The organism is Haloarchaeobius lipolyticus (genome assembly GCF_051208015.1).
In the GTDB taxonomy this organism is placed as follows: domain Archaea; phylum Halobacteriota; class Halobacteria; order Halobacteriales; family Natrialbaceae; genus Haloarchaeobius.
Genome location: NZ_JBPKGF010000002.1, coordinates 1,004,510 through 1,028,386, shown reverse-complemented (window position 1 = coordinate 1,028,386; position 23,877 = coordinate 1,004,510). Strand labels below are relative to the sequence as shown.

At 65.1% G+C, this 23,877-nt stretch carries 26 protein-coding genes; 15 read left to right on the top strand and 11 right to left on the bottom strand.

Translation table 11 applies throughout. The annotated features are described in order from the left end of the window. Window positions 1–14: 14 nt before the first annotated feature. From ACSC1Y_RS08210 to ACSC1Y_RS08190, 5 genes are all read left to right on the top strand, one after another. Window positions 15–434 (top strand): PPC domain-containing DNA-binding protein, encoded by a 420-nt coding sequence (locus ACSC1Y_RS08210; protein WP_435334283.1) that lies wholly within the window; start codon window positions 15–17, stop codon window positions 432–434. Continuing rightward, on the top strand, window positions 435–4,526 hold the full coding sequence (locus ACSC1Y_RS08205) for a DNA-directed DNA polymerase II large subunit (RefSeq protein ID WP_435334281.1): 4,092 nt from the start codon (window positions 435–437) through the stop codon (window positions 4,524–4,526). Between the two features lie 362 nt (window positions 4,527–4,888). Continuing rightward, on the top strand, window positions 4,889–5,662 hold the full coding sequence (locus tag ACSC1Y_RS08200) for a DNA-directed RNA polymerase subunit epsilon (RefSeq protein WP_435334280.1): 774 nt from the start codon (window positions 4,889–4,891) through the stop codon (window positions 5,660–5,662). Between the two features lie 120 nt (window positions 5,663–5,782). Next, window positions 5,783–6,079, top strand: coding sequence for a DUF7130 family rubredoxin-like protein (locus ACSC1Y_RS08195; protein WP_435334279.1), 297 nt, complete (start codon window positions 5,783–5,785; stop codon window positions 6,077–6,079). Window positions 6,080–6,112: 33 nt separating this feature from the next. Continuing rightward, window positions 6,113–7,030 carry a ketopantoate reductase family protein gene (locus ACSC1Y_RS08190; protein ID WP_435334278.1) on the top strand — a complete coding sequence of 306 codons (918 nt, stop codon included), beginning with the start codon at window positions 6,113–6,115 and terminating at the stop codon, window positions 7,028–7,030. A gap of 23 nt (window positions 7,031–7,053) precedes the next feature. Here ACSC1Y_RS08190 and ACSC1Y_RS08185 read toward each other — a convergent pair whose 3' ends face one another. The 3 genes from ACSC1Y_RS08185 to ACSC1Y_RS08175 form a co-directional block, all read right to left on the bottom strand. Next, window positions 7,054–8,091: a lysylphosphatidylglycerol synthase transmembrane domain-containing protein gene (locus tag ACSC1Y_RS08185; RefSeq protein ID WP_435334277.1), complete on the bottom strand. Its 1,038-nt coding sequence runs from the start codon at window positions 8,089–8,091 to the stop codon at window positions 7,054–7,056. Window positions 8,092–8,114: 23 nt separating this feature from the next. After that, entirely contained in the window at window positions 8,115–9,638 is a 1,524-nt protein-coding gene (locus tag ACSC1Y_RS08180) for a sulfatase (protein WP_435334276.1), read from the bottom strand. A 120-nt stretch (window positions 9,639–9,758) separates the two neighbouring features. After that, a complete protein-coding gene (locus tag ACSC1Y_RS08175) occupies window positions 9,759–10,118 on the bottom strand; it encodes a NifU family protein (protein WP_435334275.1) in 360 nt (119 codons plus the stop codon). A gap of 149 nt (window positions 10,119–10,267) precedes the next feature. Between ACSC1Y_RS08175 and ACSC1Y_RS08170 the strand changes: the two genes are divergently transcribed. After that, window positions 10,268–10,414, top strand: a complete 147-nt coding sequence (locus ACSC1Y_RS08170; RefSeq protein ID WP_435334274.1) for a glycine zipper domain-containing protein — start codon at window positions 10,268–10,270, stop codon at window positions 10,412–10,414. A gap of 217 nt (window positions 10,415–10,631) precedes the next feature. Here ACSC1Y_RS08170 and ACSC1Y_RS08165 read toward each other — a convergent pair whose 3' ends face one another. The 3 genes from ACSC1Y_RS08165 to ACSC1Y_RS08155 all read right to left on the bottom strand — a co-directional run bounded on the left by ACSC1Y_RS08165 (window position 10,632) and on the right by ACSC1Y_RS08155 (window position 11,861). Beyond that, window positions 10,632–10,952 (bottom strand): DUF5783 family protein, encoded by a 321-nt coding sequence (locus ACSC1Y_RS08165; RefSeq protein ID WP_435334273.1) that lies wholly within the window; start codon window positions 10,950–10,952, stop codon window positions 10,632–10,634. 53 nt (window positions 10,953–11,005) lie between these two features. Next, window positions 11,006–11,533, bottom strand: coding sequence for a GNAT family N-acetyltransferase (locus ACSC1Y_RS08160; RefSeq protein WP_435334272.1), 528 nt, complete (start codon window positions 11,531–11,533; stop codon window positions 11,006–11,008). A gap of 139 nt (window positions 11,534–11,672) precedes the next feature. After that, window positions 11,673–11,861, bottom strand: coding sequence for a hypothetical protein (locus ACSC1Y_RS08155; RefSeq protein ID WP_435334271.1), 189 nt, complete (start codon window positions 11,859–11,861; stop codon window positions 11,673–11,675). A 139-nt stretch (window positions 11,862–12,000) separates the two neighbouring features. Here ACSC1Y_RS08155 and ACSC1Y_RS08150 point away from each other — a divergent pair, with 139 nt between their 5' ends. Further along, on the top strand, window positions 12,001–12,441 hold the full coding sequence (locus tag ACSC1Y_RS08150; protein ID WP_435334269.1) for a DUF7539 family protein: 441 nt from the start codon (window positions 12,001–12,003) through the stop codon (window positions 12,439–12,441). Between the two features lie 72 nt (window positions 12,442–12,513). On the opposite strand, the gene ACSC1Y_RS08145 is transcribed toward ACSC1Y_RS08150, so the two are convergent. Next, window positions 12,514–13,731, bottom strand: coding sequence for a CBS domain-containing protein (locus ACSC1Y_RS08145; RefSeq protein WP_435334268.1), 1,218 nt, complete (start codon window positions 13,729–13,731; stop codon window positions 12,514–12,516). A 999-nt stretch (window positions 13,732–14,730) separates the two neighbouring features. On the opposite strand from ACSC1Y_RS08145, the gene ACSC1Y_RS08140 reads away from it, so the two are divergent. Both ACSC1Y_RS08140 and ACSC1Y_RS08135 read left to right on the top strand, forming a co-directional pair. After that, a complete protein-coding gene (locus ACSC1Y_RS08140; RefSeq protein WP_435334267.1) occupies window positions 14,731–15,810 on the top strand; it encodes an AI-2E family transporter in 1,080 nt (359 codons plus the stop codon). A 62-nt stretch (window positions 15,811–15,872) separates the two neighbouring features. Then, the gene (locus ACSC1Y_RS08135) at window positions 15,873–16,433 is read left to right on the top strand and encodes a metal-dependent hydrolase (RefSeq protein ID WP_435334266.1); all 561 of its coding nucleotides are present in this window, start codon (window positions 15,873–15,875) and stop codon (window positions 16,431–16,433) included. Between the two features lie 9 nt (window positions 16,434–16,442). On the opposite strand, the gene ACSC1Y_RS08130 is transcribed toward ACSC1Y_RS08135, so the two are convergent. Further along, window positions 16,443–17,045: a DsrE/DsrF/DrsH-like family protein gene (locus ACSC1Y_RS08130; protein ID WP_435334265.1), complete on the bottom strand. Its 603-nt coding sequence runs from the start codon at window positions 17,043–17,045 to the stop codon at window positions 16,443–16,445. A 5-nt stretch (window positions 17,046–17,050) separates the two neighbouring features. Next, window positions 17,051–17,296, bottom strand: coding sequence for a sulfurtransferase TusA family protein (locus tag ACSC1Y_RS08125; protein ID WP_435334263.1), 246 nt, complete (start codon window positions 17,294–17,296; stop codon window positions 17,051–17,053). Between the two features lie 214 nt (window positions 17,297–17,510). Between ACSC1Y_RS08125 and ACSC1Y_RS08120 the strand changes: the two genes are divergently transcribed. The 5 genes from ACSC1Y_RS08120 to ACSC1Y_RS08100 all read left to right on the top strand — a co-directional run bounded on the left by ACSC1Y_RS08120 (window position 17,511) and on the right by ACSC1Y_RS08100 (window position 21,098). Then, complete coding sequence (locus ACSC1Y_RS08120; RefSeq protein WP_435334262.1) at window positions 17,511–18,695, top strand: MBL fold metallo-hydrolase; 1,185 nt, start codon at window positions 17,511–17,513, stop codon at window positions 18,693–18,695. Between the two features lie 113 nt (window positions 18,696–18,808). Further along, window positions 18,809–19,279 carry a YeeE/YedE family protein gene (locus ACSC1Y_RS08115; protein WP_435334261.1) on the top strand — a complete coding sequence of 157 codons (471 nt, stop codon included), beginning with the start codon at window positions 18,809–18,811 and terminating at the stop codon, window positions 19,277–19,279. Further along, window positions 19,276–19,743, top strand: coding sequence for a DUF6691 family protein (locus ACSC1Y_RS08110; protein ID WP_435334260.1), 468 nt, complete (start codon window positions 19,276–19,278; stop codon window positions 19,741–19,743). Before ACSC1Y_RS08115 ends, ACSC1Y_RS08110 begins: the two co-directional genes overlap by 4 nt. A gap of 112 nt (window positions 19,744–19,855) precedes the next feature. Beyond that, window positions 19,856–20,257: a helix-turn-helix domain-containing protein gene (locus ACSC1Y_RS08105; RefSeq protein ID WP_435334259.1), complete on the top strand. Its 402-nt coding sequence runs from the start codon at window positions 19,856–19,858 to the stop codon at window positions 20,255–20,257. 4 nt (window positions 20,258–20,261) lie between these two features. Continuing rightward, entirely contained in the window at window positions 20,262–21,098 is an 837-nt protein-coding gene (locus tag ACSC1Y_RS08100) for a DUF2270 domain-containing protein (protein ID WP_435334258.1), read from the top strand. Window positions 21,099–21,137: 39 nt separating this feature from the next. Here ACSC1Y_RS08100 and ACSC1Y_RS08095 read toward each other — a convergent pair whose 3' ends face one another. Continuing rightward, entirely contained in the window at window positions 21,138–21,752 is a 615-nt protein-coding gene (locus ACSC1Y_RS08095) for a DUF2238 domain-containing protein (RefSeq protein WP_435334257.1), read from the bottom strand. Between the two features lie 77 nt (window positions 21,753–21,829). On the opposite strand from ACSC1Y_RS08095, the gene ACSC1Y_RS08090 reads away from it, so the two are divergent. Next, on the top strand, window positions 21,830–22,429 hold the full coding sequence (locus ACSC1Y_RS08090) for a metal-dependent hydrolase (protein WP_435334256.1): 600 nt from the start codon (window positions 21,830–21,832) through the stop codon (window positions 22,427–22,429). Window positions 22,430–22,455: 26 nt separating this feature from the next. Here ACSC1Y_RS08090 and recJ read toward each other — a convergent pair whose 3' ends face one another. Next, window positions 22,456–23,874: a RecJ family nuclease gene (gene recJ, locus ACSC1Y_RS08085; RefSeq protein ID WP_435334255.1), complete on the bottom strand. Its 1,419-nt coding sequence runs from the start codon at window positions 23,872–23,874 to the stop codon at window positions 22,456–22,458. Between the last annotated feature and the right edge of the window lie 3 nt (window positions 23,875–23,877).

Below are 23,877 nucleotides of genomic sequence, written 5' to 3'. Positions count from 1 at the left end.
CCCTCGACGTGGATATGCACTACCGGGAAGTCGCGACTGCGCGCGAGTTCGTCGTCCGCCTGGAGACCGGCGGCGACTGGCGCGAACAGGTCGAGTCCCTCGCCGCCGAAGAGGGGATGGAGGCGGCGTGGTTCACAGGCCTCGGGGCGGTTCAGGACGCCGAAGTCTGGTTCTACGACCAGGACCGAAAGGAGTACGACGCCGCGGTCTTCGACGAACCGCTCGAAGTCGCAGCCTGCGTCGGCAACGTCTCCGACCTGAACGGCGAACCGTTCGCCCACACGCACGCCGTCCTCTCGCGACCGAGCGGGCAGGCTCTCGCCGGCCACCTCGACGCTGGAACGGTCTGGGCCGGCGAACTGTACGTCCGCGAGTTCGAGGAGTCACTCGTGCGCGAGCACGACGAGACGACAGACCTCGACCTCTGGCTCTAGATGCGCCAGGAAGACGAGCGCTACTTCGAGCGCATCGAATCACGACTCGACGAGGCCTTCGAGGTCGCAGAGACGGCCAAAGAACTGGGCGGCGACCCCGAGCCCGAGGTCGAGATTCCGACGGCCCGGGACATGGCCGATCGCGTCGAGAACATCCTCGGCATCGATGGCGTCGCCGAGCGCGTCCGCGAACTCGAGGGCGAGATGAGCCGTGAGGAGGCCGCACTCGAACTCGTCACGGACTTCGTCGAGGGCGACGTGGGTGACTACGAGAGCCGCGAAGGGAAGATCGAAGGCGCGGTCCGAACCGCTGTCGCCCTGCTCACCGAGGGTGTCGTCGCCGCCCCCATCGAGGGAATCGACCGCGTCGAACTGCTCCAGAACGATGACGGCACCGAGTTCGTCAACGTCTACTACGCCGGCCCGATCCGCTCGGCCGGTGGGACCGCGCAGGCGCTGTCCGTCCTCGTCGCCGACTACGCCCGCGCACTGCTCGACATCGACGAGTTCAAAGCCCGGAGCGAGGAGATAGAGCGATACGCCGAGGAGATCGCCCTCTACGACAAGGAGACCGGACTCCAGTACTCGCCGAAGGACAAGGAGACGAAGTTCATCGCCAAGCACATGCCCATCATGCTGGACGGCGAGGCGACGGGCGACGAGGAGGTGTCCGGGTTCCGGGACCTCGAACGCATCGACACGAACTCCGCCCGTGGTGGGATGTGCCTCGTCATGGCCGAGGGTATTGCACTCAAGGCCCCGAAGATCCAGCGCTACACGAAGAACCTCGACGAGGTCGACTGGCCGTGGCTCCAGGACCTCATCGATGGCACCTATTACGACAAAGACGACGACGGGGAGAGCGAAGCAGACGAGAGCGACGGCGGAGACGACGCCGACGCAGAATCCGCGCAGGACGACGAGGACGACGAATCGCCAGAACCTGCCGGCCCGTCCGGCCCACCCCGCGCCGAACCCGCGACGAAGTACCTGCGCGACCTCATCGCCGGTCGCCCCGTCTTCGGCCACCCGTGCAGCGAGGGCGGCTTCCGGCTCCGCTACGGCCGCTCCCGAAACCACGGCTTCGCGACCGCGGGCGTCCACCCCGCGACGATGCACCTCGTCGACGACTTCCTCGCGACGGGCACCCAGATAAAGACCGAACGGCCCGGAAAGGCCGCGGGTGTCGTCCCTGTCGACTCCATCGACGGCCCGACCGTCCGTCTCGCGAACGGAGACGTCCGCCGCATCGACGACCCCGAGGAGGCCCTCGAGGTCAGGAACGGCGTCGAGAAGATACTCGACGCGGGCGAGTACCTCGTCAACTTCGGCGAGTTCGTCGAGAACAACCATCCGCTGGTCCCCGCCTCCTACACCGTCGAGTGGTGGCGACAGGACCTCGCGGCCGCCGGCTGTAACGTTCAGGCACTGTCGGACTCGCCGCACGTCGACCTCGCAGACCCGACCGCCGAGGAAGCGCTCGACTGGGTCGACGCCTACGACGCCCCGCTCCACCCGAAGTACACGTACCTCTGGCACGACGTCTCGGTCGACCGCTTCGAGGAACTCGCCGAGACGGTCGCCGACGGCCGAATCGAGGGCGAGACCCTCCACGTCCCTCGGCGCGGCGACGTCCGTGAGACGGTCGAACACCTGCTCCTCCAGCACACCCAGACCGAGGACGAGCTCCGCATCGACGACTGGCTCCCGTTCGTCTTGAGTCTCGGACTCAGCCGCGACCTCGAGAAGCAGTGGGACGCCGACGACCTCTCGCTCGAGGCCCGAGAGTGGGACGGCGGCGACAACGCCGTCAAAGCCGTCAACGAGGTCGCTCAGTTCGAGATACAGGAACGTGCTCCAACCAGAATCGGGGCCCGGATGGGCCGCCCCGAGAAGTCCGAGTCACGCGACCTCTCGCCCGCCGTCCACACACTGTTCCCCATCGGGGAGGCCGGTGGAACCCAGCGCTCGGTCGCCGAGGCGGCGAAGTTCGCCCCGGACATGCGCTCGACGCCCGGCCGCGTCGAGGTCCAGGCCGGCGACCGCGAGTGTCCCGCCTGTGGCGAACACTCCTACAAGACCCGCTGTCCGAACTGCGATAGCCGGACCGAACCGTACTACTTCTGTCCCGACTGCGAGACGGAACTCGAACCCGACGACGCGGGCCGGGTCTACTGCGACCGCTGCGAGGTCGACGGCACCAGCGTCACCTTCCACGAGATAGACGTCAAGGCGGAGTACTGGGACGCCATGGACGAGGTCGGCGAGCGCGAGGCCTCCTTCCAGATACTCAAGGGCGTCAAGGGATTGATGTCGACGAACAAAACGCCCGAACCGATGGCGAAGGGCGTCCTTCGCGCCAAACACGGCGTGACCGCGTTCAAGGACGGGACGGTCCGCTACGACATGACCGACCTTCCGGTCACCGCCGTCCGCCCCGTCGAACTCGACGCCACGGCCGACCAGTTCCGCGGTCTCGGCTACGAGGAGGATATCCACGGCGAACCTCTCCGCCACGATGACCAGCTGGTCGAGCTGAAGGTCCAGGACGTCGTCCTCTCCGACGGCGCGGCCGAGCACATGCTCAAGACCGCCGACTTCGTCGACGACCTCCTCGAATCGTACTACGGTCTCGAACCGTTCTACGAGATGGAGGAGCGACAGGAGCTCATCGGCGAACTCGTCTTCGGCATGGCGCCGCACACCTCCGCGGCGACGGTCGGGCGAGTCGTCGGGTTCACGAGCGCGGCTGTCGGGTACGCGCATCCGTACTTCCATGCGGCCAAGCGGCGGAACTGCTTCCATCCGGAGACGAAAATCTGGTTCGAAGACGAGGAAGGGCAGATGCACTACGACGAGATTCGGGCCTTCGTCGAGGACCGGCTCGACCCGGAGACTGCGGAGGAGGACGATTTCGGAACGCTCGTGCAGGAACTGGACGGAGAAGTGCTGGTTCCGTCGCTCGCAGACGACGGGTCACTCGTCAGGAAACCGGTGGAAGCCGTCTCCAAACACCGGTCGCCGGACCACCTCGTCGAGATAGAGACCGAATCCGGTAGGTCGATAACCGTCACACCGGACCACTCGATGGTCGTCTGGGAGGATGGTCCAGCACGAGTCGAGGCGAAGGAACTGGACGTTGGTGCTCCGTTGCCAGTCGAGACGATGGATGCAACACGGAGCGGTTCTGCACCCGCACCTGCGGCAGCAGACGGCGGTCGTCCTGAGATAGAGGCGGTCGAACGTGTCGACGTTCGGCAATCGGATGTCGAATACACGTACTCACTCACGGTCTCGGACACCCACCGCCTCGTTGCGAACGGCTTGCACGTCGCCCAGTGCGACGGCGACGAGGACTGCGTCATGCTCCTCCTCGACGGCCTGCTGAACTTCAGCAAGCAGTTCCTGCCGGACAAGCGTGGCGGGAAGATGGACGCCCCGCTCGTCATGTCCAGCCGCATCGACCCCTCGGAAATCGACGACGAGGCCCACAACATGGACATCATGTGGGAGTACCCGCGCGAGTTCTACGAGGCGACCCGCGAGATGGCCGACCCCGACGACGTCGAGGACATCATGAAGATCGCCGAGGAGACGCTCGGCACCGACCGCGAGTACACCGACTTCGCGCACACGCACGACACGACGAACATCCACCTCGGCCCGGCGCTCTCGGCGTACAAGACCCTCGGCTCGATGCAGGACAAGATGGACGCCCAGCTGCTCCTGTCTCGCAAACTCCGTTCCGTCGACGAGACCGACGTCGCAGAGCGCATCATCGAGGGGCACTTCCTGCCGGACCTCATCGGCAACCTGCGTGCCTTCTCCCGACAGGAGACGCGCTGTCTCGACTGCGGCGAGAAGTACCGCCGGATGCCCCTCAGTGGCGAGTGCCGGGAGTGCGGCGGCCGGGTCAACCTCACGGTGCACCAGGGGTCGGTCAACAAGTACATGCAGACCGCCATCACCGTCGCCGACGAGTTCGACTGCCGGCCCTACACGAAACAGCGACTGGAGGTACTGGAGCAGTCGTTGAACTCGGTCTTCGAGAACGACAAGAACAAGCAGTCGGGTATTGCGGACTTCATGTAGTCGTTCGCGAGTGGAGCGAGCGTTTTTTGGTCCCGCTTTTTGGAGGAGCGGTTCCCGACCAGCGGGAGGGAACCCGACGCGGAAAAAGGGGGTCGCAGGACGACAAGAACAAGCAGTCGGGTATTGCGGACTTCATGTAGCCGTTCGCGAGCGGAGCGAGCGCTTTTTGGTCCCGCTTTTTCGAGGAGTGGTTCCCGACCGGCGGCGGACTTCATGTAGCTGGCCGCTCGTCCTTTAAGTGCTTCTGGTGACAACGGCTCATAGTGAAGCGTTCTACGGGAGCTACCACCGACGAGCCACGGCTGACTCACCTGTCGATTTCTCCGATGCATTGAACCGTCACAAGCGCAGATATTCTACCCATGAGTTTCGATGGTGACACCGCGGCCGCGGCCGTCGGTGGTGACGGAGAGTCGGACCCGCTGGCCCGCTGGGTGAGCGCGGGTCCCGGCGACGGCTCGCTGTCGCGAGTGGACGCCGTCAAGGACGAGGTGACCCGGCGCTGGGACGTCATCACGCCGAGTGCGACCCTCATCGGTCGGGCGAGGGATCCGTCGTCGGATCTGTCGGAGAACATCCGTCGGCTACACGACGAACAGCACGGGGCGATGGCCGGTCACGGCGTCCGGATGCACCAGCTCGATAAACTCCGTATCGCCCACGCGCTCTGTTCCGCGCTGGACGTGACGCGCTGGGAGCGCGACTGCACGCTGGGCATCGTGAGCGAACTCGACTTCACGAAGTTCGGGAGCCAGCGCGCGCTCGAGACGGTCTCGCTGGTCGTCCTGCGGTACGTCGTCGACCGGGAACGTCGGCAGCAGCTGGGCCTCGACGACCACGAGTGGATCGCGAGCCTCTCAGAGGAGCGCCTCGAGGACCTGTACGAGCAGTTCACCTCGCTGAAGGAGAACCCGAAGTTCCAGGCGATGCTGGAGCGGAACGGGTTGACGACGACGAACATCAACCGGCTGACGCGCGTGCTCAAGACGCAACTCGAGGAGCGCGACCTCGAGGGTGCGGTACTGGGTCGTGACCCGTTCCGGGACCCGAACCTCCCGGCGGTCCGCGAGACGAACCGGCCGGAGACGGACGAGGGGATGGCGTGGCCGGCGGGCGACGGAACAGACGAGTCGTGATCGACTGCGCGAACCAGTTCTGGACGGAATTTCTAGATGAATCGGACTAATAACCCGAATGTGGACTGACGAATCGTATCGACACCCTGTTTTATGCTGCTCTATGCCGTCTGGTAACACATGCAAGAGAGCGAGCAGAGCCGGCTCGGCTTCGGCACCGACATCTACACCTCGGACGGGACGAAGGTCGGGACCATCCGAGGGTTCGACGAGCACGGCTTCTACGTCACGGCGGAGGACGGCGTCGACGGCATGAGCATCGAGCACATCCGAGCGGGCCACGAATTCGGCGAAGGCGAGCTCATGTGGCGCTGCTGGCAGTGCGGCGAGATGGGCCGACTCGACGACGACATCCCGGACAGCTGCCCGGGCTGTGGGGTCGGCAAGGAAGAGATCTACTACTGGACCGAAGACTAGCTGTTTTTGTCGCCGCCCCGCGCAGGGGCCGGTATGCGTATCGTCGTCTACGGCGCCGGAAGCCTCGGGAGTCTGGTCGGCGGAATGCTGGCCCACGACGGCCACGACGTGACCCTGGTCGCTCGCGATGAACACACCCGGGCCGTGCGAGACGACGGTCTCAGGGTCCTCACGCCGGACGACGAGTTCGTCACCCAGCCCGCGGCCACGATCGACGGGACCGACCTGGCAGGCGACCTCGCGCTCGTCACCGTCAAGGCGTTCGACACGGCCGCAGCCGCCAGGGACCTCGAGACCGGCGAATTCGACGTGGTCTGCTCCCTCCAGAACGGGATGGGGAACGAGGCGACGCTCGCCCGACACCTCGACTGTCCGGTCTACGCCGGGACCGTCACCTACGGGGCGATGCTCAGGGAGCCGGGCGTCGTCGAGTGCACCGGCGTCGGCGAGCTCGTCTTCGGCGTCCACACCGGCGGACAGGGGCCACTGGATGACGAACTCGAGGCCGTGTTCACGGGCAGCTTCGTCGCCGAGCTCGCGACCGACATGCCGCGACGGCTGTGGGAGAAACTCGCCGTGAACGCCGGCATCAACACCATCACCGCACTCGCGGACGTGGATAACGGCGACCTGCTGGGTGGCGCGGCGCACCGTCTCGCCACAGACGCCGCCAGGGAGACCGCCCGCGTCGCCCGCGGCCACGACGTCGCGCTCACGAATCGCGCGGCCGTCGAGGCGGTCGAATCCGTCGCCCGCGCCACCGCCGAGAACACGTCCTCGATGCGACAGGACGTCCTCGCGGGAAAGCGAACCGAGGTCGACGCCATCACGGGATACGTCGTCGAACGGGCGGGTGAGATACGGGACGCCGACGTTGCCGTCCCGGTCTGCGAAACCACGACGCGATTGCTCCGAGCGTGGGAGGAAGGTCAGGGTCTCCGGCCCGACTGAAGTGCGGTCTCCGGAACTGCCAGTCAGGCTCGTGCCGTAACCCACAGCGCCGCGATGCCGCCGACGAGCAGCGCGAACAGGTAGCTCTCGACACGGTACAGCGTCGTGACGGCGAGGGCGCTCGTCGTCGGAAGTTTCGCGACCTCTGCGAGCAGGAGGGTGAGCGCTCCTTCGACCGCCCCGAGTCCGCCCGGGGTCGGGACCATGCCGGCGATGGTCGAGGCGGGCACGATGAAGAACACGAGCAGGAGCTTCACGTCCGACCCCGTCGCCCGGATGGCGGCGTACATCGGGAACGCGAAGAAGAACCAGCCGAGGTAGGAGTACGCCAGTGCGTGTGCGAGCGACCGGGGTTCGGCCGCGATGCGTTCGATGGACGCGTAGAACCGTTCGATACGTTTGCGGATACCGTCCGCACTGACCCGGTCGGTGAGCCGTGCGAGCGGGTGAACTACGGCGACGACGCCGTCTTCGACCTGCGCCCGGTGTCGCCACCCGGCCCAGACGATGGCGGGGACACCCACGGCGAGCGCGCCGAGCCCGAGGACGAGGTTGCCGACCGTCTCAGAGTCGCCCAGCGACGACTGGACGAAGACGTATGCGACGCCGATGGCCGCGAAGTTGAAGAACGGCAGGAGGTTGAGGAGGTCCGCGGTGACGACGCTCGCGAGGCTCTGCTCGTAGTCCGCCTCGGTGTCCCGCGAGAGCACGTAGGCGATGAACGGCTCGCCGCCTGCCTGGCCCAGCGGTGTGACGTAGTTCGCGAACGTCGCGGCGAAGTACGTCACCACGAGCTTCCGGTACGGAACGTCGATACCGCCGACCCTGAGCACTATCTGCCAGGCGCGGCCCCACATCATCAGACAGACCAGCGTCGACAGACAGCCGATGGCTATCCAGGTACCGTCGGCTCGCTGGAGTTCGTCGATGGTGGCGCGCCAGCCGACGACGGTCCCCAGCAGGTAGACGAGGACGAGGGCGATGACGAAGCCCACGGCCATCTTGACGAGGGTCTGGCGTCCGAACAGCTCGCTCAGTGACCCGCGAGAGTTCCCCGTCACGCGACTAGACCCTCCCCGTCACGCTATTCGATGTAGCCGAGGTCCTGCAGTCGGTCCTTGGCGTCGTCGCTCATGTCCTGGAGGACGTCGCCGTCGTCGACCTCCTTCCACTCGCCGCCGACGCGCTCTTCGAACGCCGAGAGGGCGGCTTCGACCTCGGCCTCGACGGGGTCGTCCTCGCCGATGCGGTCGACGGTCTCGCCGGGGTCCTCGTCGATGCGGTAGAACTCGTCGGTGATGCGCTCGTTCCGGATGTACTTCCCGTCGAGGCGACGGGCGGCGCGCATGCGAGAGTAGAACCGGGAGTCCGTGTCGAGTTCGATGTTGGCCGCGCTGGCCTTCTGCTCGAGCTGTTTGAGCTCGACGACAGGCCGGTAGTACTCGACGAACGCGTACTCGCCGAAGTCGACGTCGTCGTCGCCGTCGGTCCGCGGCGGGGTCACGCCCTCGCGGTGACTGTCGGACAGCAGCGACCGGGCAGGATCGAAGTCGACGGCCTGCGGGTCGGTCGCCTCCGCGCCTGCGTGGTCGAGGATGGTGTGGTAGATGTCGTGCAGTTCGAACTGTTCCTCGTACCGGCCCGGCTCGAGGTCCGGATGCTTGACCAGGCACGGGACGTTGATGAGCGGGTCGTAGATGCAGAACTCGTGGCCGTACAGGTCGTGCTCGCCGAACAGTTCGCCGTGGTCGGCACAGACGACGACGAGGGTGTCCTCCCAGTGGCCTTCCGCCTTCATCCAGTCGAACAGCCGCTGGAGTTCGGCGTCGATGTGTCGGATCTCGGCGTCGTAGAGGCCCTTAATGTCGGCCCACTCGTCGTCGTCGATGTCGCGCGCGCCGCAGTTGTACTCCTTCGAGTTCTGACAGACCTCCTGGGGGTCCGCGCCGGGTGCGAACTCCTCGCGATACTCCTCCGGCGGGTGGTACGGCAGGTGGGCGTCCATCAGGTTGATGAACTGGAACCAGTTGCCGTCGGCCGAGTCGATGAAGTTCTGGGTCTGGTCGATGACCTGTGGCGTCTTCGAGTCGGCACCTTCGCCCGAAGCGAGGTACTCGTGGGCCATGTTCCCGACCGAGACGAGCCAGTCCGCGATGCGGCGAAGCTTCTCGTTGTCGTTCATCGCCTTCCAGGCCTTGGCCATCGGCCCGGAGAGGAAGTCGCCCGGCATGACCTCGAAGAAGTTGTCCTGGTCGTCGAAGCCGTCGGTCAGGTGGGTGTACGGCGTGATCCAGGCGTTAGACGAGTAACAGGCGCTCTGGTGGGTCGACGACAGCGTCTCGGCTAGCGTCGTCGCTCCTTCGAGATACGGGTTCTCCTGGCTGGCACCGTGCTGGCTCGGGTAGAGCCCGGTGAACAACGATGCGTGCACCGGAAGTGTCCATGGCGCCGGCGAGACGGCCTGTTCGAAGACGGCCGCCTCCTCGGCGAACGCCTCCAGGCCAGGGGTTGTTGGGCGGTCGTACCCGTAGACGGACAGATGGTCCTTGCGGACCGTGTCCATCACGACGAAGAGGACGTTCCGCCCGGCACCGTCGGTGCGGTTCATACTGCGTGTGGGGGGGACGAGAGACTAAGTATTGTCGTTCTACGTGCTTTGGTGCGTCACGCGATAACGCGGTGAAAATCGAGGGGTTCTACCGACTGCGAACCGTCAGGAGCCGGCGGCTCAGAAGGGGGCCTGCGGTCCTTCGTCGTCCTCGGCGCCGTCGTCGTCGACGGTCTCGCCGGGGAACGAGGGAGACATGCCACCACTGTCACCGCTGCCACCCATGCCGGTTTCGGCGTGGACCTGGTTGATCTCGGGAATCTCCTTGACCATGCGGGACTTGATGGCCTGGATGGTCATCGGCGAGATGCCACAGCCGGAACAGGCACCGCCGAGCAGGATGGTGACCTCGCCCGTCTCGCGGTCGAGGTTCTGAATCGCCGCGCTGCCGCCGTGCATCTGAATCTGCGGGAAGTTGCGACGCAGGAAGTTCGTGACGCGCTCTTCCAGGTCGTCGCCCTCTGCGGTCTCCGTACTCATACACGCGGATTGGGGACCGGCGTCCCTAAACCTTGCGCACCGTTTTTAGAGGGCTCGCGGTCAGTGCCCCGGTCGCACCGACCCGGTGTACGGACTGATGCACCGAACAACAGACACGGTTTTCGCGGTGACGCGAGACGTATAACGGCATGGATGACGAACTCGACGAGGAGAAGATCGGCGTTGGAATCGCACTCGGCGTCGCACTCGGTGTCGCGATGGACAATGTCGGACTCGGAATCGCCATCGGTATCAGCATCGGAGCAGCTGCCGGTGCAGGACTGTCCATGCATTAGCGGCGGTTCCGACGCCGAAACATTCCGGCGTGGTGAATGCTCACTAATCCCGAACAGTTATAGTGTCTACGGACGAGAACCACTCGGCATGAACGTACTCGAACTCATCAAGGAGATGCTGGAAGGCTACAGCGAGGGCGGCGTCGAGGGCGCACTCGCTGAGGGTGCAGAGGAAGTCGCAGAAGACGTGACGGGTAAAGACCTCTAGACGCCGTTCTCAGGTCATCGAGAAGACGCGCTTGAGTTCCCACTCTATCTTCTCCAGGTACTCGGACAGCACCTCGTCGAACTTCTCCTCGTCGACGACGACCGCGGTGAGTCGCTCGTACGGGTCGTCCGGAAGTTCGATGGAGAACTCGCCGTCGCCCTCGTAGTGCGGTTCGGACTCGTTCAGCACCTGCTGGTCGATACCGTGGATGAGCTGAGAGTCGTACGCCTCGTTCATCGTGTTGAACGCGTTCTTGTACGCCTGCTGGAGGCGGGGGAAGTACTCGACGTACTTCTCCTCCTCGAACGTCTCGGGGTCGAGGTCGGTCATACTCGTGCCGTGGACGCAGTCGGACAAAAATGAGGCGTTTCGACCGCGTCGCCCTACCGGTCGACGTCCCACTCCTCGCGAAGGAGCCCGTACTGGTAGGTGTCGACGTACGCCCCGTCGATGAACCGGTCTCGCCGGATGCAGCCCTCTTCGGAGAACCCGAGCGACTCGAGCAGTCCCCGCGAGGCCTCGTTGAAGTCGTACGCCACCGCGCCGATGGCGGGATGAGGGTAGGTCCGGAAGACGTAGTCGACGACGAGCGAGACCGCCTCTTTCCCGTATCCCCGTCCGTGGACTTCGGGGACGAGCCAGTAGCCGAGCTCGGGGCGGCGCCAGTCTGCGTCGCCGACCGTGACCACGCCGATTCGCCTCGGTTCACCGTCGTCCTCGTCGTCGAGGCAGACCAGGAACGAGTCGCCGTCGCCGTCTTCGATGTCTATCTCCGACTGGTTCCGGAGAGGATTCCCCATCGGGTACCGTATCTCCGGGTTCGCGAAGCCTCGCTGGAGGAACGGTACGTCATCGGCTTCGAGCGTTCGGAGCGTGACCCGGTCTCCACTCGTGATTCGGGCGCCTGGCATATACTGCGAGACTCGGAATCCCAGTAAGTGTCTTCTGATTGGGGCTTCCTGCAGATGGTGCCACCGACTCTCCGGAGTTCTGCCCCAGAAATCGGTCCTGCGCGCCCGGGCTGGCACTCGACCGGCGCTCGGGAGAGATTCAGTTCCCGACTTCGTCGATGGCGTGCGGGTCCGTCATCTTCACGGTGTAGACCCGTTCTCGCGGGATGTAGGTGTACTGGTCGTCACCGTGGTGAATCTGCCAGTGGTCTTCGCGGTAGTGCAGGTCGTCGTCGTCGACGTCTGTAGAGACGACGTCGTCCGTACCCTGGTAAACGATGGTTGCCATGACGTACTATGGGGCGTCTACGTGCTTAACGTAGCCTACTGACACTTCTACCGAGCGCCATTCGTGAACGGTAGCCGGACGCTTCATTGCATTGTGAAGTTACACGAACGTTGATTGGGCTGAGGGCCCTCCTAGTAGCATGACCGATTTATTAGACGAACGACAGCTCGTCGTACAGGCTCGCTCCCGCCTCGAGGATTGGACGCAACGAGCTCGGACGCGGGCATACACCGAACTCTTCGAAGGTGACACACCCCTCCTGACCGCGGAGGAGCTTCGGGTCCTCGACGCGCTCGACTCGGCGATGGAACGACAGGGAGGGGACGGGGTCTGGGGGACGGACCAGTATGGTATCCACACGGGCGGACCCACCAGTTCGGACCGGTCGGTGGGCGTCGTCTGCGTGTACCATCCCCAGATAACGAGCGATTCGGTCCTGCAAGGGGCCGACGGCATCGACGACGAGACCGAAGAGCGAATCAACGCGGCTCTCTGGCGATACAGCGAGCGCGTGTCCACGCTCATCGAAGAGGAACTCGACCGGTTCCTCCGGGAGTCGCAGCCGTCGTTCGAGAAATGAATCGGTTCACCCGTGAGGTGACTCCTCCCAGTCGACCTCACGGGCTATCTTCACCGTCTCACCTGGCCCGGTTCACCCGCCGAGCCACCAGCCGTAGAGCGGTTCCTGCCTCTCGGTATCGCGGTGCTTCTTCGAGTGACCGTACGTCTTCCCTTTGAGTACCTGTCGCTCGACGCCGTTCGCAGCGAGACGAAGTGCGTGGGTCGCGCCGTAGCCCTCCCCCTCGGCGGTGAAGTAGCCACGGTCGGTGACCAGCCGGATCCGTGCGAGCACCAGCGGCACACCACGGCTCTGTTCTTTGTGCTCGTTGAGTTCGATGCTGGCCTTGATGACCCGCATATCGCCGTACTTCGAGGTTACGCTCTCGAGCAACGCGACGACGTCGTCGTAGTCCATCCCGTCGAGCAGGTCGAGACCGAACACCTGTACGGCCTGCCTGTCCTCGCGTTCCCAGGTGAGCGCTTCGATGACGTCCGTCTTCGTGACGATACCGATCGGTTCGTCCGTCTCGTCGCTCGTGACGACGAGCGAGGATATCTCCCGGTCGAACATGGCCTCGACGGCGGTATCGAGCGGTGCACTCCGCTTGACGGTCGCGACGGCGTCGGTCATCAGGTTTCGGACGGGAAGGTCGAGCAGTCGGTCGCTCTCGCCACCACGGGATCCGGAGCCGCCGTGGCCGCCGCCCGTTCGGCCACCCCTGCCGCCACGGCCGCCTCTGCCCGTCGCCGCGCCCTGACTCTTTCTGCCACCTCGCGTGGTGAAGTCGATGACGTCGTACAGGCTCAGCATGCCCGCGAGAGAGCCCTCGTCGATGACCGGAAGGTGTGCGATGCGTGCTTCCCGGAACGTATTCAGTGCCTGTCCGACCGTGGTCTCCGGGGTCGCGCTGATCAGTTTCGACGTGTACGCGTCGTCGACGGTGACGGCATCGAGATACGGACTCACCGCTCGCAGGACTGCGTCGGCCGTGACGACACCGACGACCCGGTCGTCTTTGAGAACGGGAAGGGTCTTGGCGTCGCTCCCGAGCATGAGCCGCGCGACCTCGCGGACGTCCTCGGTCCGGTCGACGGTCGGAACGTGCTGTGCCTGTGTACCGACCTTCGCCGATGGCTGGTTGGACGAGGAGGCCAGCTGCCGTCGGCTGACGACACCGCGATACTCGTCGCCGTCGGTGACCACGACCGCATCGAGCTGTCGGTTCTCGAACGCGCCTGCCACCTTCGACAACGGCGTCCCGATGTCGAATTCGGTGAATTTCGTCGAGAGAATCTCTGAGATATCCATCTAACTCTCTATCGAGAGGTTCGCTGGACGGTTATCTCTGCTTATTCGATACCCGACAAGAATTGGTGGGTTTTCGCAAGCGGAGTGAAGATGAATGTGTATTTGAGAGCCGACATCGTGTTCTGGTTGAGGTTGCAGCTGTCGGTGAGCTATGGCTATTCTATATCCTGAAATACGATTCATCTAATTGGGTTCGGTTCTGAGCCGAACGCGTTCGGTCAGCCGAGTCAGTGCTCGATACGGTGGAATCCCGATACGGTAGCGGTACGATGCTGACGAAACGATTCGACAGGTACCGACGACGAGTCATGGATGCACACGGCGCGGTAACCAGGATCAGGCCCGGAGTCTGTGACGATAGTGGTCTCTCCGTGGGGTGAGTCCCGATTGCAGTTGGCAGAGCCCACGCGTCGCCGTGCCGAACCGGTTGGTCGTTGTCTCGACCGTGGGCACGACGCTCGTTCCTCCGAGTGACCGGCGTCGTAGTGGACCACTCGATCTCCACCCTGTAGACTGCGCCCGTTCGTTCCCGGCAGCGAACGCATTCACGGAAATATCCGGGTGCACGTTTCGTGCCGCCACGAGCTGCTACCCTACAGCGCGTTCGTCTCGATGCACTATTTCGGACCCGGGAGCGGTCTATATACTCTCTCGTCGCTCTTCTCGGCTGTTCTCGGCAGGCACTAGCTGCAGTGAATAAACTGGATACTGCGATATGAAATGAGGTTGGTGGGCGCTCACCCAAGCTGACTCACACCAGCAGAGAACGCTCGGCTCGTATGGCACGGGCAGCCGCAGGGAGCCCGAGTCGGCCGGGTCAGCGAGTCGTAGCCCTCGTCGGTCAGGCCGGTTGGGACAGCGTCGTCGACTTCGCCAGGTCGATTCCGAGTATGGTCCGGTATCGACAGTTCGGCAGACTGTGAGGACGGGCTGATTCGCAGGTTCCGGGGGCACACATCTGGGTCGGTCGTTTTTCCTGCTTCGACTCCTCGTTCGTGTATGGAACTGCTCGTAGACCGAGAGACCGACGCGTTCGTCTGGCTCGCCGCCGGATTCGTCCTCGTCTCGGTCGTCGCGTTCGCCCTGTTCGACTACATCGGGTCGGTGGTGACCGCGCTATTCCTCTACTACGCGACCCGTCCGCTGCACCGCCGACTCGACGACCACGTCGAGCACTCGAACCTGCAGGTCGTCGCCACCGTGCTGGTCGTCCTCCTCCCCATGGTCGCGGTCCTCGGGTACGGGCTCTTGCTCGGGCTGCAGGAGCTGAACACGGTGCTCTCGGGTTCGTCGATGGAGGGGTACCGTAATTCGTTACAGCCGTACATCGGACTGGCGAAACACGGCCACCTCGAAGCCCTCTGGCAGGTCGCTCAGGGGAAGACCTCGTCCTCCGTGATGGCCACGGCCCGGTCGGCGCTGAAGCCGGCGCTCGGTGCTGCCACCGTCGTCTTCGCGGTCCTCTCCAGGCTGTTCCTCATCAGCGTGTTCCTCTTCTATCTCCTCCGCGACGACCACAAGCTTCGGGCGTGGTTCCTCGGGTCTGTGGAACTCGACGACCGGACGAGAGACCTCGTCGAGTCCGTCGACGACGACCTCGAGACGGTGTTCTTCGGTAATCTGGCCGTCGTCGCGGTCTCCGCAGGCATCGCGACGGTGACCTACCTGCTGTTGAACCTCGTCGTCCCCGGACCGGACATCGTGACGATACCCATCCTGCTGGGGCTGCTGACGGGGATGGGTATGCTGATACCCGTCATCGGCATGAAGCTCGTCTACCTTCCCTACGCGGGCTACCTCGTCTTCGCCGCGCTGGCCGGGTCGATTCCCATGTGGTACCCGCTCGTCTTCCTCGCGGTGGCGGCCCTGCTCGTCGACACCATCCCGGACTTCTTCGTCCGGTCGTTACTCGCCGCCCGGAGCGGTATCCACATGGGGCTGATCCTGCTCGGGTACGTCCTCGGGACGATGGTGTTCGGCTGGTACGGACTGTTTCTCGGCCCGCTCGTCGTCGTACTCGTGGTCCACTTCGGGAAGACCGTCTTCCCGCGACTCGCCGGCGAACTCACGCTCGGTTGAGCCCACTCGCCCGAACGTAGATAGGCTCGCTGTCTTTCCCGACACGAACCGAACCCGATGACATGGTCGACGTGATGGGTCACTTCGGAATGGCGCTGCTCTGGGCCGCCCCCGCCTGGCTGGTCTGGAACGGCAGACGTAGCATCGCATTCATCGCCCTTGCACTGACGACGGCGATGCTCCCGGATTCGGACCTCTACTTGCAGCTGGTCGTTCCGGTCGAGCACCACGGCGTGACTCACACCGTAGTGTTCGTCCTCGCCGTCGCCCTCGTCGCGGGTGCCATCATCTCGACGGTGTTCCGGGGGACGCTCCAGCGGGCGTGGACCGACAGTGAACACCACTCCGCATCGCGGACGCAGCTGTTCCTCTTCACCGCGTTCGCCCTGCTCTGGGGCGGCCTGAGCCACATCTTCGCCGATATGCTGTCGGCACCGGATATCGCGGACCCGGTCCAGCCGTTCTGGCCGCTGTTCGAGAAACCGTGGTCGGTCGACGTCTTCTGGTACAACGAGCCCATAGCGAACCGCTGGCTGCTGCTCGTGGCGCTCGTGGTCCACGCGATTCTCGCGTACGTCACCCTCGGCGGCTTCGGGAACGGGACCCTCTCGGAGAAGCTGTAGATTCCCGTTTCAGACCAGCAGCTGGACGTCCGCATCCGTCATCTCGCTCAGTGCGCTGGCCGCCCCGACGCCGACCGTGACGCCGTCGCGGAAGTCGTCCTCGTCGTAGCCCATCAGGTCGATGGTCATCTGACAGGCCTGGAACTCGACGCCCATGTCGAGGCCGGTCTGCAGCAGCTCGTCGATGGTCGCGGTGTCGTTGTCGGCGATCTTCTTCTCCATCATCTTCGTCGCCATGCGGTCCATGCCCGGAAGGGCGGCGACCGCGTTCGGCATCGGCATGTTCGGGTTGCCGACAGCGCTGAGGCCGAGGTTTTCGGAGTGTTCCTCGTGCAGGATGTCCAGCCCCCAGAACGTGTGAAAGACGGTCACGTCCCAGCCGAACGCGGCCGCCGTGCTCGCCAGGATGAGCGGGGGGTACGCCATGTCGAGGGTGCCCTTCGTGGCGATGATGACCATCTTCTGCTGGTCGTCGACCACCTCCTCTTTCAGCTCGGCGAGCTCGGTCTCCAGTTCGTCGATACGCGCGTGAAGGTCCGCTCTCGTCTGAGTGGACCCGTCGGCCTGTCCAGCGGCCGAGTCGGACTCGTCTGCGGATGTCTCGGTGCTCATGGGACTCACTCCGTCTTCCGGACGTAGTGGGTGTAGACGCCGTCGCCCTCCTCCTGGTCGAGCAGCTCGACGCCGTCGGTCGTGTCGGCCCAGCCGGGCATGTCGCTCATGCTGCCGGAGTCCGTCGCGACGACTTCCAGGACGTCGCCCGGTTCGAGGTCGTCGATAGCCTGCTTCGTCTTGACGACGGGCATCGGGCAGTTCTCGCCTTTCACGTCGAGTGTCTCGGTAGGTTCGATGGAGTCGTTCATTGTTGTGTGTACTGCACAATATTGGGCACTACAATAAATATCTGGCGCTGGTTGGCGCCGTGTTGGTTGAGTGTCTACGAGGATAGTTCTGTTACACAGCTCTAAGTGCCTGATTTGGCGGGTCAAGGAGGCCCACCGCCACATTTAGTATTGTGCGTATTGCGAAAGACCAGCAAAACGCTTATGTCCAGCCATCCGGTAGCCTCGAGTACCCATGAGCGACAACGCGTCCGCCGAACCGGACGACACCGTCGGTAGCATCGACCCGGAACAGCTGTACGAACAGGTCGACGGCGACGAAGAGGTGACCATCCTCGACGTCCGGGCCACGGACGAGTACGAGCAGTGGCACATCTCTGGCGACGACGTCACCGTCGCGAACGTCCCTTACTTCGACTTCCTCGACGGCGTGACGGACGAGTTGCTCGAGCAGGTCCCCGATGGTGAACCGGTCGTGGTCGTCTGTGCGAAGGGCGGCTCGAGCGAGATGGTCGCCGAACTGCTCGTCGAGGCGGGCGTCGACGCGGTCAACCTCGCGGGTGGGATGAACGAGTGGGCGCGCGTCTACCGTGCCACCGAGCTCTCGTTCGACACCGACGCGACCGTCCTCCAGTATCTGCGGCCTTCCAGCGGCTGTCTCTCGTACATGGTCGTCTCCGACGGCGAGGCTGCGGTCGTCGACCCGCTCCGCGAGTTCACCGAGCGGTACGTCGCTGACGCCGAGTCTCGCGGTGCCGATATCCGCTACACGATGGACACCCACATCCACGCGGACCACGTCAGCGGCGCACGGAAACTGGCCGAGGAGACCGACGCGACGCTCGCCTACCCGAAGCCCGCGCTCGACCGCGGTACCGGTTTCACTCCCAGCCGTGTCCTCGAGGACGGCGACGAGCTTGCAGTCGGTTCCGCAACCGTGACCGTAAAGCACGCGCCCGGACACACTTCTGGCATGACGAGCTACGCGCTCGACGACTCGGCCCTGTTCACGGGGGACTTCCTGTTCGTCGAGAGCGTCGCCCGGCCCGACCTCGAATCGGGAGACGAGGGCGCTCCAGAGGCGGCCGGCCAGCTCTACGACTCGTTGCAGGAACTTCGCGAACTGCCGACCGACATCGTCGTCGCACCCGGCCACGTCAGCGACAGCGCGACGCCTGCGGCTGACGGCACCTACACCGACACGCTCGGGCACCTGTTCGACCGGATGGGTGCGCTCTCGATGGACCGCGACGAGTTCGTCGAGTTCGTCCTCTCGGACATGCCCGAGCGACCCTCGAACTACGAGGACATCATCGACACGAACCGCGGCGTCCGCGAGACCGACGACGAGGAGGCGTTCGAGCTCGAACTCGGCCCCAACAACTGCGCCGCGAGCCAGGAGGACCTGACCCAAGGATGACGGAGGACCTGATTCACCAATGACGGCGGATTCGAACCCAGCGACGACGGAGGACCTGATTCACCAATGACGGCGGATTCGAACCCAGCGACGACGGAGGACCTGATTCACCAATGATGGAGACACTGTTCCCGAACGGCATCGACCACTACCTGCTCGGCGGCCTGCTCATCGGCCTGGGCACCGTCGTCATCTACCTCGGAACCGGCATCATCGCCGGGGCGAGCACGTTCCTCGAATCGACCTGGTCCTACGCCTCGAGCCTCTCCCGATTCCAGCAGTTCCGGTTCACGAGCACGCGCGACTGGCGCGTCGTGTTCACGCTCGGTATCGTGCTCGGCGCGTTCGGCTATACCCTCGCGACCGGCGGCGACTGGTTCACCACCGAGGTCGCCCCGTGGCGACTGCTCGTCGGCGGCTTCCTCGTCGGCATCGGTACCCGCGTCGGCAAGGGCTGTACGTCCGGCCACGGCGTCTGTGGCGTCGGATCGCTCTCCGAGACCTCCCTCGTGAACGTCGCGACCTTCGTCGTCATCGCCATCGGGACCGCCAACGTGCTCGCGGTCCTCGGAGGTGGCGCATGAGCGCGAACCAGGAACGCGGGGCCGCCTTCTACGGCCTCGTCCTGCTCGGCGGCCTCGTCTTCGGCGTCGGCCTCGCCGTGAGCGAGATGGCCCAGCCGGAGGTCGTCCTCGACTTCCTCCTGCTGGAGGACTTCGGCCTGCTGTTCGTCATGGGCGGCGCGTCGGTCGTCGCCGGCATCGCCTTCTGGACGATGAGCAGGTCCGGCCGTCGAGCGCCCCTGACCGGCGACGCCTACACCCGGCGACTCAAGGATTACGACAGCAACGTCCTCGCCGGTGGCGCCATCTTCGGCGTCGGTTGGGGAATCTCCGGCATCTGTCCGGGCGCGGCCTACGCCAGCCTCGGCGTCGGGAACGTCACCATCCTGTACGGGATTCTGGGTATGTTCCTCGGCGCCTACGCCCAGGGCTACTGGCGGTCGGAATCCGGCGAAGGGAGCGAGACTGCCGCCGCGGGCGACTGACAGCAGGGTACTCGCGCCTACCGTCTCCTCCCCCTTCGAGACACAGTAATTCACAGTGTTGCACGAATCGAACAAGGCTTTTTACCGCTGAGGTGCGTACCACGGAACAGACATGGCTAACTCGATGCGAGAGTACCTGCAGCAGGACATGGAGTGCGAGGGCTTGCTGGAGTGCATCCACGGACTCAAGGAGCTCGACAAGCAGGTGTTCTCGGCACTCGTCGAGAGCGCCGAGCCGTTGACCGTCGACGAGGTCGCGGACCGCGTCGACCGGGAACGGTCGACCGCCTACCGCGCAATCAAGCGCCTGCAGCAGACCGGCTTCGTCCAGCAGGAGCAAGTCAACTACGACCAGGGTGGCTACTACCACGTCTACCATCCCGTCGACCCGGACCAGATCGCCGACGACATGCAGCGTATGCTCAACGACTGGTACGCGAAGATGGGAAGCCTCATCGGCGAGTTCCGCACGAAGTACGACGAGCGGGCGCCCGCCGAGGCGAGCGAACAGTGAGGCGATGACGGGTGAATCGTCGGCAGACGAACGGCAGCCCGGCGCCTCGTCCGACGAGCGGACGATGGACGACCAGCCGACGACCGACCGGTCGGTAACCGACCGATCCACCGTCGGTTCCCCGGCTGGCGGAACGACGCGGGCCGGCTCCCGGTTCGACCCCGAGAGCGCGGAAGCCCGCGACATCGGCAGCGGGCTGCTGGAGGCGGAGATGGGGCCCAGTTCGTCGCTCGCGCATCTCTACCGTGGCGAGATCCACCGGATGAAGTTCTGGCGAGAGCGCCTGGACCGGACGACCAACTGGGCGGTGACGACCATGGCGGCCATCCTCACCTTCGCGTTCGCCAGCCCCGACCGCCCGCACTACCTCATCCTCATCGCGGGCGTGATGCTGACCGCCTTCCTGGTGATGGAGTCGCGCCGGTACCGCGGCTACGACATCTGGCGCTCCCGCGTCCGAATGCTGCAGGAGAACGTCTTCGCGAAGGGGCTGGACCCTTCGTCGGACGTCCTCGACATGGAGTGGCGGCGCCGCCTCAGCGAGGACTACCGCCGCCCCGTCATCAAGGTCTCCTTCGAGGAGGCGATGGCGCACCGGCTCCGCCGGGTCTACCTCCCGTTGTTCACGATCCTGGGTGCAGCCTGGATCGCGCGAGTCGTCGTCGTTCCGTCCCAGGCCAGCTGGCCCGCGTCGGCCGACATCGGTTCGATTCCCGGTACCGTGGTAACGGCCCTCGTCTCGCTGTTGTACCTCGCAGCCGCGGTCGTCGCCTGTCGCCCCCGCGAATGGCAGGCAAAGGGCGAACTCCGCGAGGAGAACATCGCCGCGTGGCGCGACTAGCGGCCACGCCGGCGCCGACTCTCGCGTGCTACTGGCCGCTCATCTGGCTCGCTGCCGTCTATCGAGCCACGCCGCGACGGCTTCGCTCTGTTCTCTGACGGTTTTCGACCCGAACAGCGAGACGACGAGCGCCCCGGCGAGGTCGAACACGAGGTCGTACATCGTATCTTCGACGCCGTAGAGGATGAGAACCGGGTCGAGATCGACCGCGATGGCAACCTCGCGCAGGACGAACTCGAGTACCTCCCAGAAGACGCCCATCGCGAGCGTGAACGCGAGGACGAACAGGGTGACGAACCGTGGCGGGAGGTAGAGCCTGTCGCTGTGGGCGTCGATGGCCATCACGGTCGTGTAGCCGATGACCGCGACGACGGTCGCGGACAGCGTGTGCGTCATGTGGTCCCACCACCAGACTGCGTCGTAGAAGCCGAACATCCCGAGGGCGTGAAGCGAGACGGCGACGGCGAGGTAGACGGTGAAATGCGGGTCGAGTTCGATACGGAAGTCGCGTTCGAGCACCGCGGGTAGGAGCGTGACTCCGAGCGCACCCAGCGAATTGACGACGACGCTCACGTTCCTGAGCGTCAGCCCGAGAACGAACATCCCGACGAGCGACACCTGCATCGCTCGCGTCACGAGTGTCACTCGTCTCATAGTGGATGGTACGCGTTCCCCGGGAAAAACACCGGCGGGACAAGTTTGTATACCTCCGTGTCGTACCACGGCCACCGATGATGGCCATGACGCACGCGCTCGCGGGCCTCTTGCTCGCGACGCTCGTGGTACGGGTCAGCGGTGGCGACCCGACACCACTGGTGATGGCGGCGGTCACCGGGAGCGTCCTCCCGGACCTTGACATCTACGCTGGACACCGAGAGACGCTTCACTACCCGGTCATGGGCTGGGTTCCGGCCGGGTTCGCGGTCGCGCTCGCCCTGGCGTTCCCCTCGACGTGGACGCTGGCGCTCGCGACGTTCTTCGTCGCCTTCGCGCTCCACCCGGTGATGGACCTGTACGGCGGCGGACTCGAACTGCGACCGTGGGAGGCCCGCTCCGAGAAAGCCGTCTACAGTCACTACCACAAGCGGTGGCTGAAACCGCGGCGGCTCGTCCCGTACGACGGCTCACCCCGTGACCTCGCACTCGCCGGTGCGATGGGGCTGCCGGCGCTCACCCTTCCCGAGCCGGTCCCGCCGCTCGTCGTCGTGACGGTCGCGGTCAGCGCGGGCTACGTCGTACTGCGAAAACGGCTGGCTGCGGTCTGGTCGAGCCTCGCCCGTGCCGTCCCGCCCCGGTTCCGGCAGCACGTCCCGGAGCGGTTCTACGAGTAGGAGTCAGCCTCGTCGTTTCGCCGACCTTACTCGCCCAGCTGCTCGCCGACTATCCTGTCGCATTCCGCGACGAACTCCGCTTCTCTCCCGCGCGGAATCGTCGCGCCGGCGGCGACGACGTGCCCCCCGCCGTCGCCGCCGACCGCGTTCGACGCCTCGCGCATCACGACGGAGAGGTCGAGCCCCTTCCGGACGAGTGCCCCCGTTCCGCGCGAACTGACCTTCACCTCCTCGGCGCTCTCGTTGGCGAACGCGAGGATCGGCTTGCTCCGGTCGATACCCGACGCGCCCAGCGCCATCCCGGCGACGATGCCGACGATGGTCTCGCGGATGCGGTCGTCGGCGTGGAACCACTGGACGTGTTCCTCCTTCGTGGTGCCCTCGTTCTTGACGAACTGGAGTCCTTCCGAGAGGTTCCGTCGGTGGTTCCGGAGCAGTTCACGGGCCGCCGTCAGTGCCCCCTCGCGCTCGCCGAGACAGACCGCGAGCCCCACGTCCGCCCGGTCGTATCTCGCCGTCGCGTTGAGCAGTGTCGAGAACTCGCTGGCGTCCCGCAACTCCGTCCCCGCTGGCTCCGCCGTCAGGGTGTAGGTCGTCCCGACCAGCCCGTCGATGCGGTCGGCGGGTACCCCGCTCTTTACGGCTTTCTGGACCAGCGCGCTCGCGATGGTCTGTTTCTCGTCGGCGGTCAGGTCTACCCAGCGCTTCCAGTCGTCGCCAGTCCTGCACTCGACGTCGAGTTCGTTGAGGAACGAGACGGCTCCGTTCCGGTCGTTCGTGATACCAGGGATGTAGACGTCAGAGGCGTACTCGAGCAGCTTCGGCAGTTCTCGTGTCTGCTTGCCGTACACCGCGAGGTCGGTCCCGGCCTCGACGACCCCGGCAGCAACGCCGTCTTCGACGATGGCCGCGTTCGCCCCGTGGAGTTCGCCGTCGGTGTCCTGCATGTCGCCGACGGCCCCCACGATGGTCAGCGCCGCCAGGTCCTTGTTGTCGCCGTCGGCCTCAAGCGCCCGCGCGAGGACGTACGCCGCGCCCGCCCCAGAGAGTTCCGAGCCGCCGTCGATGCCGAACAGCAGCGGGTTCAGGTGGAACTCGGTCTCGGCGTCGGCGGGCTGGTGGTGGTCCGCGATGACCGGCGTGAAGTCGCCGCGCTCCTCGTGCGGTGCGATGACGTCCAGCTGGCCGCTCCCGAAGTCGGTGAACAGAACCGTCTCGTAGTCCGTCTCCGCGATGGCCGCGACCGACTCCGCGTCGAGCTGTTTCTCGAAGTTCACCTCGAACGGGATGCCGGCGCGTTCGAGCGCCTGCGCGGCGACCCCCGCGCTCGTCAGGCCGTCGGCGTCGATGTGCGAGCAGAGCAGGACCTCGTCTGCGGCGCGGAGCCGCTCGGCGCACGCGGCGGCGCGGTCGGCGAGTTCTGGAACGGGGGCGCTGGCGGACATTCG

Bases quoted from the DNA above. Each gene is read 5' to 3' on its own strand.
- ACSC1Y_RS08120 (WP_435334262.1), top strand. From the start codon at position 17,511: ATGAGCGACAACGCGTCCGCCGAACCGGACGACACCGTCGGTAGCATC.
- ACSC1Y_RS08205 (WP_435334281.1), top strand. From the start codon at position 435: ATGCGCCAGGAAGACGAGCGCTACTTCGAGCGCATCGAATCACGACTC.
- ACSC1Y_RS08180 (WP_435334276.1), bottom strand. From the start codon at position 9,638: ATGAACCGCACCGACGGTGCCGGGCGGAACGTCCTCTTCGTCGTGATG.
- ACSC1Y_RS08095 (WP_435334257.1), bottom strand. From the start codon at position 21,752: ATGAGACGAGTGACACTCGTGACGCGAGCGATGCAGGTGTCGCTCGTC.
- ACSC1Y_RS08140 (WP_435334267.1), top strand. From the start codon at position 14,731: ATGGAACTGCTCGTAGACCGAGAGACCGACGCGTTCGTCTGGCTCGCC.
- ACSC1Y_RS08150 (WP_435334269.1), top strand. From the start codon at position 12,001: ATGACCGATTTATTAGACGAACGACAGCTCGTCGTACAGGCTCGCTCC.
- ACSC1Y_RS08155 (WP_435334271.1), bottom strand. From the start codon at position 11,861: ATGGCAACCATCGTTTACCAGGGTACGGACGACGTCGTCTCTACAGAC.
- ACSC1Y_RS08105 (WP_435334259.1), top strand. From the start codon at position 19,856: ATGGCTAACTCGATGCGAGAGTACCTGCAGCAGGACATGGAGTGCGAG.
- ACSC1Y_RS08135 (WP_435334266.1), top strand. From the start codon at position 15,873: ATGGTCGACGTGATGGGTCACTTCGGAATGGCGCTGCTCTGGGCCGCC.
- ACSC1Y_RS08170 (WP_435334274.1), top strand. From the start codon at position 10,268: ATGGATGACGAACTCGACGAGGAGAAGATCGGCGTTGGAATCGCACTC.
- ACSC1Y_RS08090 (WP_435334256.1), top strand. From the start codon at position 21,830: ATGATGGCCATGACGCACGCGCTCGCGGGCCTCTTGCTCGCGACGCTC.
- ACSC1Y_RS08125 (WP_435334263.1), bottom strand. From the start codon at position 17,296: ATGAACGACTCCATCGAACCTACCGAGACACTCGACGTGAAAGGCGAG.
- ACSC1Y_RS08165 (WP_435334273.1), bottom strand. From the start codon at position 10,952: ATGACCGACCTCGACCCCGAGACGTTCGAGGAGGAGAAGTACGTCGAG.
- ACSC1Y_RS08100 (WP_435334258.1), top strand. From the start codon at position 20,262: ATGACGGGTGAATCGTCGGCAGACGAACGGCAGCCCGGCGCCTCGTCC.
- ACSC1Y_RS08175 (WP_435334275.1), bottom strand. From the start codon at position 10,118: ATGAGTACGGAGACCGCAGAGGGCGACGACCTGGAAGAGCGCGTCACG.
- ACSC1Y_RS08195 (WP_435334279.1), top strand. From the start codon at position 5,783: ATGCAAGAGAGCGAGCAGAGCCGGCTCGGCTTCGGCACCGACATCTAC.
- ACSC1Y_RS08145 (WP_435334268.1), bottom strand. From the start codon at position 13,731: ATGGATATCTCAGAGATTCTCTCGACGAAATTCACCGAATTCGACATC.
- ACSC1Y_RS08115 (WP_435334261.1), top strand. From the start codon at position 18,809: ATGATGGAGACACTGTTCCCGAACGGCATCGACCACTACCTGCTCGGC.
- ACSC1Y_RS08210 (WP_435334283.1), top strand. From the start codon at position 15: ATGCACTACCGGGAAGTCGCGACTGCGCGCGAGTTCGTCGTCCGCCTG.
- ACSC1Y_RS08200 (WP_435334280.1), top strand. From the start codon at position 4,889: ATGAGTTTCGATGGTGACACCGCGGCCGCGGCCGTCGGTGGTGACGGA.
- ACSC1Y_RS08190 (WP_435334278.1), top strand. From the start codon at position 6,113: ATGCGTATCGTCGTCTACGGCGCCGGAAGCCTCGGGAGTCTGGTCGGC.
- recJ (WP_435334255.1), bottom strand. From the start codon at position 23,874: ATGTCCGCCAGCGCCCCCGTTCCAGAACTCGCCGACCGCGCCGCCGCG.
- ACSC1Y_RS08130 (WP_435334265.1), bottom strand. From the start codon at position 17,045: ATGAGCACCGAGACATCCGCAGACGAGTCCGACTCGGCCGCTGGACAG.
- ACSC1Y_RS08160 (WP_435334272.1), bottom strand. From the start codon at position 11,533: ATGCCAGGCGCCCGAATCACGAGTGGAGACCGGGTCACGCTCCGAACG.
- ACSC1Y_RS08110 (WP_435334260.1), top strand. From the start codon at position 19,276: ATGAGCGCGAACCAGGAACGCGGGGCCGCCTTCTACGGCCTCGTCCTG.